Origin of the sequence: Streptomyces sp. NPDC058307, assembly GCF_042880295.1 — a bacterium.
Classification (GTDB): Bacteria; Actinomycetota; Actinomycetes; order Streptomycetales; family Streptomycetaceae; genus Streptomyces.
In genome coordinates, this window is record NZ_JBHVYZ010000017.1 from 128,410 (window position 1) to 137,912 (window position 9,503).

9 protein-coding genes are annotated in these 9,503 nt (G+C 70.8%); 4 read left to right on the forward strand and 5 right to left on the reverse strand.

The genetic code is table 11. From position 1 onward, the window contains the following. Nucleotides 1-27: 27 nt before the first annotated feature. The 3 genes from ACFVYN_RS15495 to ACFVYN_RS15505 form a co-directional block, all read right to left on the reverse strand. Nucleotides 28-879, reverse strand: coding sequence for an ABC transporter permease (locus ACFVYN_RS15495; RefSeq protein WP_037691710.1), 852 nt, complete (start codon nucleotides 877-879; stop codon nucleotides 28-30). Further along, on the reverse strand, nucleotides 879-1,847 hold the full coding sequence (locus ACFVYN_RS15500; RefSeq protein ID WP_389998002.1) for an ABC transporter ATP-binding protein: 969 nt from the start codon (nucleotides 1,845-1,847) through the stop codon (nucleotides 879-881). The genes ACFVYN_RS15495 and ACFVYN_RS15500 overlap by 1 nt, the downstream gene beginning before the upstream one ends. Before the next feature lie 210 nt (nucleotides 1,848-2,057). Then, entirely contained in the window at nucleotides 2,058-3,494 is a 1,437-nt protein-coding gene (locus ACFVYN_RS15505) for a helix-turn-helix domain-containing protein (RefSeq protein WP_389998004.1), read from the reverse strand. Between the two features lie 212 nt (nucleotides 3,495-3,706). Here ACFVYN_RS15505 and ACFVYN_RS15510 point away from each other — a divergent pair, with 212 nt between their 5' ends. The 3 genes from ACFVYN_RS15510 (at nucleotide 3,707) to ACFVYN_RS15520 (ending at nucleotide 6,111) form a co-directional block, all read left to right on the forward strand. After that, nucleotides 3,707-4,318 carry a hypothetical protein gene (locus ACFVYN_RS15510; protein WP_389998007.1) on the forward strand — a complete coding sequence of 204 codons (612 nt, stop codon included), beginning with the start codon at nucleotides 3,707-3,709 and terminating at the stop codon, nucleotides 4,316-4,318. A gap of 97 nt (nucleotides 4,319-4,415) precedes the next feature. Beyond that, on the forward strand, nucleotides 4,416-4,883 hold the full coding sequence (locus ACFVYN_RS15515) for a hypothetical protein (RefSeq protein ID WP_389998010.1): 468 nt from the start codon (nucleotides 4,416-4,418) through the stop codon (nucleotides 4,881-4,883). An 805-nt stretch (nucleotides 4,884-5,688) separates the two neighbouring features. After that, entirely contained in the window at nucleotides 5,689-6,111 is a 423-nt protein-coding gene (locus ACFVYN_RS15520) for an ATP-binding protein (RefSeq protein ID WP_389998019.1), read from the forward strand. 70 nt (nucleotides 6,112-6,181) lie between these two features. On the opposite strand, the gene ACFVYN_RS15525 is transcribed toward ACFVYN_RS15520, so the two are convergent. Both ACFVYN_RS15525 and ACFVYN_RS15530 read right to left on the reverse strand, forming a co-directional pair. Then, entirely contained in the window at nucleotides 6,182-7,222 is a 1,041-nt protein-coding gene (locus tag ACFVYN_RS15525; RefSeq protein ID WP_389998012.1) for a DUF2637 domain-containing protein, read from the reverse strand. Nucleotides 7,223-7,537: 315 nt separating this feature from the next. Continuing rightward, a complete protein-coding gene (locus ACFVYN_RS15530) occupies nucleotides 7,538-8,410 on the reverse strand; it encodes a (2Fe-2S)-binding protein (RefSeq protein WP_389998015.1) in 873 nt (290 codons plus the stop codon). Nucleotides 8,411-8,545: 135 nt separating this feature from the next. Between ACFVYN_RS15530 and ACFVYN_RS15535 the strand changes: the two genes are divergently transcribed. Continuing rightward, complete coding sequence (locus tag ACFVYN_RS15535; protein WP_389998021.1) at nucleotides 8,546-9,346, forward strand: GntR family transcriptional regulator; 801 nt, start codon at nucleotides 8,546-8,548, stop codon at nucleotides 9,344-9,346. Nucleotides 9,347-9,503: the final 157 nt, after the last annotated feature.

Here is a 9,503-nt window from a genome sequence, read left to right on the forward strand (position 1 = left end):
ACCCGGGCCGACATCCCCGGCACATCACTAACCGACCCGCTGCATCGCCTTCCGGTGCCGTTCCGCCATCGCGGCCCCGGACTCGCGGCGGGCCATCCTGCGCAGGACCGACGGTGCGAGGAGCAGCCCGGCGACTGCCCAGGCACCCAGCACGCCCGCTGTCTCCAGGTGCCGCCAGGATTCGCCGATCTCGGCGGCGACCGCATCGGCCGGCAGCAGCGCCGAGCGGAGACCGAGGCCGAGCCAGTACACGGGGAAGATCTGCCCGACGATCTGCAGCCACTCGGGCAGCTTCGACAGGGGAAAGTAGATCCCGGAGATCACGACGAGTCCCATCACCGGAAGCATCAGCAACCCGACGGTGCGCGGACTGCCGACGAGTGAGCCGATGACAGCGCCCATCGGCAGGGTGGCCAGGAGACCCAGCGGCACCACCCACACCAGCGTCAGCAACGCTCCGCCACCCTGCCGGGCAACCCCGTCCACCAGGAACACGCCAACGGCAAAGGGGAGTGCCATAGAGGCGAGAGCCGTACCCGACACCATGATGATCTTGCCGACCAGGTGGCCGACCATGCCGTGGGGCACGGCCTTGGCCCGCAGCAGGGTGCCGTCCTCACGCTCGGTCGCGAGCAGCTGCGCCGTAGTCATCATCCCCGTGAACGCGAGCGTCATCCCCAGCATGCTCGGCAGCATGAACGCGCCGGCCGAGATGCCGGCGCCCTTCAGCGGATCGTCCCTGACCAAGAACAGCGGCACGATGAGCAGAACTGTCCAGAGCACGTAACCGAACACGTCCTGGCCGGTGGTGAAAGTCTGTCGAAGTTCCGTCCAGCCGCGCCGCACCCCAACTACCGCCGCGTACCACACCGGACTCATCACGATCCCTCCCCGAAAGCGTGCACCGCCCGCTCATCGGGAACGCTCCCCGCCTCAAGCTCCCGCACCATCGTCAGGTAGGTGTCCTCCAGGCTCGCCCGGCGCACCTCCAGCCCGCCGATCGCCTCGCCATGCTCCTCGAACAGCCGACGAACGAACCGGGTGGGCTCGGCCGTTGCCTCCTCAAAAGGCCGCCCGTCCCGCGTCCAGCGCACAGTGGCCTCGGCCGATGCCTGCCGCGACAGCTCCTCGGCCGAGCCATCGGCCACGATCCGGCCACCGGCCAGAATGAGGATCCGGTCGGCGAGCCTCTCCGCCTCGGCGAGGTCGTGCGTGGTCAGCAGAACAGTGGTGTTCTCGTCCGCCAGCCCGCGTACCAGGCCGTGGAACTCGTTCCTCGCCTCCGGGTCCAGACCAGCCGTCGGCTCGTCCAAAAACAGCACCTCGGGTCTGCCTACGATGCCGATGGCCACGTCGAAACGCCTGCGCTGCCCGCCGGACAGAGTTCCGACCCGTTTGTCCGCCTGCTCGGTCAGACCCACTGCGGCGAGGAGCTCGTCAACATCCCACGGCCGCCGCACGAGGGCGGTGGAGTACGGCGCGTAGTACGCGCCAAGGTGGGCCAGCAGTTCCCGCACCCGCCACTTCCCGTGGTCGCGCCAGGACTGCAACACGATGCCCAGGCGCGCACGCCACCGCTCGTCCCCGCCTGCCGGATCGGTGCCGAGGACGGTCACGTCACCGGCCGAGCGCATCCGGAAACCTTCCAAGACCTCGATCGTCGTCGTCTTGCCCGCGCCGTTCGGGCCGAGCAGCAGGACGACTTCGCCTCGCCGGGCCGTGAAGCCGACACCCTTCAATACGTCCTGGCTGCGGTAGCGCATCCGCAGATCCCGTACGTCGATGACCGTGTCGCTCTCTGGCGGTGGACTGCTCCCAACCCCGGATAAGGCGTGAGCGGTCGTCATCGGTGTTCCCCCGTCCGTCTCGTGGTCCGTTCTCTGGGATCAGGGGCCGGAGGCCGTGCCGACGTCCGTGGTCATGAGACGTGTCGACGGCTGTGGCTGCCGTTTCCACCTGGCAGCAGCGATTCGGGCCCTCCCGGACGAACACATTACCGAACGGTTCAGTTATCTCATCCTGTTCCGCCGGCCCGGCGAACGTTCCCGGTCAGAGCACTATGTGCCGGAGGGCACCCAGGCCCGCTCGCCCGCGTCGTTCGTGCCGTACCAGAGACGGGTCAGGCCCTTGATGCTGGTCGTGCGGAACGGGCGGCCGTGGTCGTCGATGCGGACCGTGCCGGTGCGGCCCTGCGAGGACCAGTCGAGCTCGAGGTACCAGTTGCAGTCGTACGTCTGCGTCGTCGCGGTGACCAGAAGCACCTCCGGGTCCGTGGCGGAGACCCGGTAGGGGAACTGCACCGCGGGGACGGTCTGTCCGGTGTCGTTGCCGGCGACCGCATGGGCGACGGGGCGGTCGATGTCCAGGTTCACGTCGAAGCCGCGCTGGGTGATCCCGCCGCCGCAGCCCTGGTCCATGGCGTAGTCAGTACCGGGTGCCGGGGAGCCGCGGCCGGCGATCCGGACGCGGAGCGCCTCCAGGACGACGGCCGTGGACGAACGTCCCTGCACGGAGATCTGCACCTTCGTCTCCCGCCCGTGGATCGCGCCCTGCGTCGCCGCCCAGATCCCGGCGTCCTGCACGAGCGGGGGCGGGGGAACCTGGGAGGGCGGCTTGTCGATGACGTAGTCGTGACCGCAGCTTCCCTCCCAGATCTGGGAGTTGGCGGTCCAGGTCAGGGGAGTGCCGGTGGAGGTCCCCTGCTGCCCGGCATCCGCGCTCTTCTTCACGGTGCCGCGGCCGTGGGACGCCGAAGCGGAGGGCCGTGCTCCGGTGGTCTGGGCCGAGGGGGAGGCGGACGGGGCGGAGGGACTCGGTGACGGCGATCCGGAACGGCCGGGCAGGCCCGAGGCGGTCGTCCGGGAGGACGGGTCAGGAGCCTGGGCCACCTTGTCCGAGGCGGGACGGCCGGACGGCAGCGCCGAAAGACTGCCCAGAGTGCCGAGAGCGATCACGACGGCGGCCGCGGTGACGAGGAAACGCCGACGCCGGTACCAGGGGCGGGGCGGGGGAGCGGACCCCGTCACCCCCACGGTGTCCGGCTCACCCGCACTCTCCCTGCCGTCCGGTCCCTCGTACGCGCTCCCCGAACCCGGCCCACCGGCCGCGTCCGCGTCCGCGTCCACGTCCGCGCGAGAATCTCCTCCTGCCCCCGCCGGCACGACGAGAGCCTTCGACGACTCCGGCGGCTCCGACAACTCTGGCGGCTCTGTCGGCTCCGCAGTCCGCGGCCGCTGTCTCGCCGCCACCGCCGACAGCCACAGTCGGTGCAGATCCATCCGTTCCTCGGCCGATGCCCCGCACAGCGCCGCGAACCGCTCCGCCGGTGCGAAGTCGACCGGTACGGCGTCGCCCGCGCAGTACCGGTGCAGCGTCGAGGTGTTCATGTCCAGCCGCCGGGCCAGCGAACCGTAGCTGCGGTCCGTGCGCTCCTTCAGCCGCCGCAGCAGAGCCGCGAACTCCTGGACATCGTCCTGTGGTTCCCGTGCGGACAACGATTTCCCCCTTGATCCCGCATCCCAGGCACTCCATATACCTGCACGTCAGACGGCCTGGGATGGTTCCATGCCGACGGATCCGGCGTCCCGTGTTGCATCCGCCCCCCGGGACCGCTGATGCTCTTGGTGTCACACCGACCGGGCCGGACCGACCATCCGGTGTCGTGGTGGCATCCCACATCCATGTACGTATCTCACGGGGGACACTCATGCCCAAGCGCAGTCGAGCAGGCGCGCTCACCGTACTCTCTCTCACCGGCCTCACGCTCGGCGTCACCTTCGCCGTGCAGGCCGCAGCCGCGCCGGCCGCGCCCGGGTTCCTCTCGGCCGCCGACCTCCCGCCGCACCCCTCGTCCGCCTGGACGGCGGGCAAGGTGACCGACGGGGTGCCGGAGGAACTGCAGCTCTGCCTGAAGGACGCGCTGCCGGGCTACGACTCCCGGTACCGCGACTTCCGCACCGACCTGGACACCAGCGCCCGCCAGCTGACGATCGAGGTCGGCACCAAGGCGAAGGCCGCGGCCCTCGCCGCCCGCATGGACAAGGAGATCCGCACCTGCGCGGACCGACTCGAACAGGGCGACCCGGATCTCGAGGCGACGTACAAGGACTACGGCAAGGTCGCGGTCGAGGAGGGCGCCCGGGTGCACGGCCTGCACACGGAGCAGTCGTACGGCGCCACCGACATCCGCCTGCTGTCCGTGGGCCGGGACGACCGGACCGTCACCGTCGTGGAGTGGTCGCAGATGGGCGACTTCACCGACGCCCCGGTGAAGGCCTTCAAGAAGACGACCGCCACCGCGGTGAACAAGCTCCACTGAGCAGCGGGGCCGCCCTCCCGCACGGGGGTCGGGCGGGCGGCCCCGCACACACCACATCACCGGCAAGCAGCCACCAGAAAGAAAACGGGGAACACACATGAACACGACCAAGGCGACCCGCCGCACCACCCTGGCCCTCGGCCTCGCCCTGGCCCTCGGCCTCGGCGTCACCGCCCAGGCCTCCGCCGGAGCACCGCGCAGCGTCAGCGGGAAGCCCTCCGACAACATCACCCGCATCGCCGACTTCTACGGCGCCTACATCGACGCGGTGACCGACGAGGGCAGCGGCGACCTCCAGGACGCGCTCCGCGCGCACTACCTCACCCCGGCCTTCCAGAAGGAACTGAACGCCTGGGAGGAGAAGGAGCACGCCGACGGCGTCCTGCGCGCCCAGAACGTGCCCCTCGCCTGGAAGGTGACCGACAACGGCAGCACCGCCACCCGCACCGAGGCCGTCGTCACCCTCACCTGGAGCGCCGGCCAGACCAGCACCCTTGTCGTCGACATGACCCGTGGCAGCCACCAGATCCTCCACATCGGCGCCAAGGGACTCGCGAGCAAGTAGCGGCGGATTCAGGCCAGTTTCCCGGCTGCCCCAGCTCTTCGCGGGGTACGGCGAGGTCGACAGCGCCGAGTAGGCAGATCGGCCCATGCCGGGCGGTCCCGGCGTCCCGTGACCAGGTGGACCAGGAGTCCTACGGCATCGCGGGCCCGGAGACCGCCCAAGGGAACGGAAGCACCGGCTCGCCCCCGCTCGCCGGCCCCGCTCGTCGGGCGCCGGCGGCGGGGGCGCACGCCGTTCGAGGGGCGCGCCGGCCGTCGTACGGCAGGCTTTTCACCGGGAGCCAGGGCCGGGTACGTGGGCGTCCGGGGCGGGTCCTCGCCCGGCAGCCCTGGCCCGCCCGCTCCTCCCGGCTCTCGGAACCAGCCCACGACCAGGTACTTTCCCGCACCTTCCCGCTCGTGAAGGGCCCGCGCGCCACCCGTGGCGTCCGGCAGGCAGACACCGGTGTGCAGGGCACATGTCACGCGGAGGGGGCAGTGGCACGGGCGCCGCGTGGTGGGTGGCCCGTACGGGCCACCGCGGGGCGCGCACGCGCACGGGAACCGCGCCGTCGTGCGCGGTGGCTCGCGAAGTGCGGTCGGGGATTCGTCCGCGCGGTCGGCGCGGCCGTGGTCGCCACCGCAAACGTGGCCGAACACCTGGTCGTTGACGATTCGACATGACTGCCGCATGAAGTATGGGGCATGGATCCCCGTGAACGTGTTCGAGCAGGAGGGAAACCGACATCGGCACGCGGGCGGGGGTCATGAAGAGGCAGGCACGAGGAGGCGGTCCCACGGCAGCAGGGGCCTTCTCGGCACAGACAGTGGAGGAGAAGGCCGGCAGCGCCCGGGATCAGGCGCAGTCGCCGCAGCTCCGGCGCAGACTGGAGCGGGCGGACCTGGGGGCCGTACCAGAGACACGAAGGGCCTTGCGCGAGTTGTTACGACACTGGGGGAGGCCCGGACGATCCGAGATAGCCGAACTGCTCACCAGCGAACTCGTCACGAACGCACTCGTGCACACCGACCGGGACGCGGTCGTCACCGCCACGGTCGGGCCGCAGGCCCTGAGGGTGGAAGTGCGGGACTTCGTCGCCCGCATACCCCGGGTACGCGTACCCAGCGTCGACGACGGTACGCACGGCAGGGGTCTGGCCCTGGTGCAGTCCCTCGCGGACGCCTGGGGCGTACGGGCACACGGCGTGGGCAAGGCCGTCTGGTTCGAACTCGACGCCGAAGCGGCGTGAACGACGGGGAGGGGGCGTGACCGACACGGTCACGCCCCCTGTCCATGTGCTGCTTCGGCCTCCTGGCCGCCTAACCGAACTGCTGCTCAAGGTCCTTGAGCTTGCGCTCCAGCGAGTCGAGACGCGGGAGGGCCATTGTGTCGTCCTCCGCGGTGAGGTCGACGGAGTGGGACTCGGACGCGCCACGGACGGGCTGCAGCGAGGGGCGCTGGCGTACGGGCAGCGGGTCCGGGGTCGATATCGCGGGCTCCGAGGAGGCACGCTCCAGGGCGGCGGCCTGCGGCTGCTGCTCCAACTGGCGCCCGCCGCCCCGGCCGACGAAGCCGCGGTGACCCCGGCTGATCGCCTTGAGCTGCGCCCGCTCGACCCGCTCCTGCTCACGGCGCCTGAGGCGGGCCGTCTCCTTCTGACGCTTGTCCTCGCGGACCTCGTCGACCGCCTCGTCGAGGCTGCGCACGTTCTCGAGGAGCATCAGCGACCAGGCCTTGTACGTCTCACGCGGCGCCCTCACCCAGCGGACGATGCGGATCTGGGGCAGCGGACGCGGCACCAGGCCCTGCTCGCGCAGTGCGGCCCGGCGGGTCTGCTTCAGCGCGCGGTCGAACAGGACGGCGGCCGAGAGGGACATGCCGGAGAAGAACTGCGGTGCGCCGGCGTGGTCGATGCCCCTGGGCGCGTGCACCCAGTTGAACCAGGCCGCCGCGCCGGCGAACGTCCACACGAGTATCCGGGAGCCGAGGGCCGCGTCACCGTGGCTGGCCTCGCGTACCGCGAGTACGGAGCAGAACATCGCCGCGCCGTCCAGGCCGAACGGCACCAGGTATTCCCAGCCGCCGGTGAGGCCGAGGTTCTGCTGGCCGAAGCCCACCAGACCGTGGAAGGAGAGGGCGGCGGCGACCGCCGCACAGCAGAACAGGAGGACGTAGGAGGCGGTGCCGTATATGGCTTCCTTGCGCCTGCGGCGCTCCTCGGTCCGCTCCCACGAGTCGTCTTTCGCGTGCTCCCCGCCGGACCGCTTGCTCCGCGCGAGCACCGCCACCGCCGCCAGCATGCCCAGGAGCAGTACGGCGCCCGGAAGCAACCAGTTCAGCGATATGTCGGTCAGTCTCATCTGGGGTCCCTTGCATTGGGATAGGGCGTAACGCCCGCCATAGTGGCCCAATCCCAACGGCCCTCAGGCGATTTCGGGGCAAGAGGCCGCCAAGGAAGTGCAAGGGGTTGCCCAGGGCGGCATTCTGCTCGAACTGCCGCGTGAGGGGCGGGAGTTGAGTTCGAATAAGACTACCCGTACGGGTGGTTCCTCGGAAAGTTCCTGCGCCGAGTGAGGAAATTGTGAATTGCCTGTAACCGAACGGGCGTCCCAGTCGGCGTTGATCTTACGGGAGGGGAGGCGGGGGGCTGGCGGCGGGGGTCCCCTGAAGGTCCCTCAACTCGCTGCGACCGCTGTGAGCTTGGCGATCCTGGTCGCGTCGCAGGTGCGCGGACAGGTGGCGCAGGTGTCGTCCGGGTCGAGGGTGTAGTACATGCAGCAGGTCACCCGGTCCCGGGTGCGCAGGGGGCGGCCGGCCGGACCGGTCAGGACACGGAAGGCCGGGGAGCCGGCGTACGGCTTCGTCGTGCCGGGCAGCAGCAGGTCCAGGGAGTGTTCGGCCCGGCGCTTCTCGTGTTCGCCGAGGAGCTCGGCGACGTACCAGATCCCCTCGACGATCTCGTCGGTCACCAGGCCCCACAGGGCCCTGCCGCGGCGGCGCATGCGCGGGCCGAAGGCGGTGAGGAGCGGCTCCATGTGCTCGGCGATCGCGTCCCGCAGCTCGGCGCGCAGCGACTCCTCGTCGGGGACGGGGTACGCGCCGGGGAGTGCCGCCGCCGGGTCGTCCGGGAGGCAGGCGAAGGGGCCCGGGTGGACCGCGAGGGACATCGGGCCCCGGGTGCGGTCGTAGGAGACGTGGGTCACGGGGTAGCGGGGGACCCGGCGGTGCAGGAACCACGGTGCGGTGAAGAGGAGGCAGGCCGGCCAGGCGTAGCGGTGCAGACCGAAACCGGCGATCACGTCCGGGCGGCCCCTCTTGGCGTTGTCCCTCAGGATCTGCGCGTCGTCCCAGGCGAGGAAGGCGTCCAGGGCGGCCGCGTCCTTTGCCAGGGCGGCGGCGGTGACCCAGCCGTCGGTGGCCGGGAGGGGGGTGTCCTGGGGCAGCTCGGTGACCGTCAGTCCCGGGAGCGCCTCGGTCAGGCGGGCGTAGGCGGTGGTGACGGCGGTGACGGCGGTGGCGGAACGGGGGGCGGGTAGCGGTGTGGGCATGCGGGGCCACCGATTCGCAGTCGGTCCGGAACTGAGTGCCTAGAGGTAAGCCTTACCTTACCCAATCAATTCCGGATGTGAAGTGGAGCGATCTACGCCTAAGGTGCTTGACGCATGAGTAACAACCTGCCGTTAATGACCCCAAGTACCGAAACGTCCGGAGGAGTGCCCGTGAAGCAGGCTGCGCAGAGCTCCTTCCGCGTGCCGCCGCAGATACGGGCCTCCGACGCGGGGCGGGCCCGGGTCGAGGCGGGTACGGATTCCGGGGCCCGGGGTGAGCACACGCACAGCGAGGTGCCGATTCCTCGGCCTGTCGTGCAGCGGGCCTCGGTGCGGGGGCAGATCCTCGACGCCTTGCGTACGGCGCTGGTCGCGGGGGAGTTGCGGCCCGGTGAGGTGTACTCGGCACCGGCGCTGGGAGAACGGTTCGGGGTGTCGGCGACGCCCGTGCGGGAGGCCATGCAGCAGCTCGCGCTGGAAGGGGCCGTCGAGGTCGTTCCCAACCGGGGGTTCCGGGTGGTCGAGCGGGGGGCCCGTGAACTGGCCGAGTTGGCCGAGGTGCGGGCGCTGATCGAGGTGCCGGTGGTGTTGCGGCTGGCGCGGAGTGTGCCGGTGGAGCGGTGGGCGGAGTTGCGGCCGGTCGCCGAGGCGACCGTGCGGGCCGCGTCGTCGGGGTGCCCGGCGACGTATGCGGAGGCCGACCGGGTGTTTCACCGTGCGGTGCTTGTGCTGTCGGGCAACGAGCAACTGGTGCAGATCTCGGAGGACTTGCACCGGCGGTCGCAGTGGCCGCTGGTGGGTGGGTCCGCGTCTCGGGGGCGGGCGGATCTGATCGCGGACGCGGTGGAGCATACGGCGCTGCTGGACGCGTTGATCGCGCGGGATCTGGATGTGGTGCGGGGGTTGGTGGGCGGGCATTTCGCCGGGGGCGCGTGAGGGTGAGTGCGGGGTCGGGTGCGGGTTCGGTGGGGGCGGGCGTTTTGCGCAGTTCCCCGCGCCCCTGATGCCTGCGGCGCAGCTGCGGCTCCGGTGGGGGCTTGTGTAGCGCCAGCGGTTTCGTCGTGGGTCGGGGCCGGGGTGGGGGGTGTCCGTC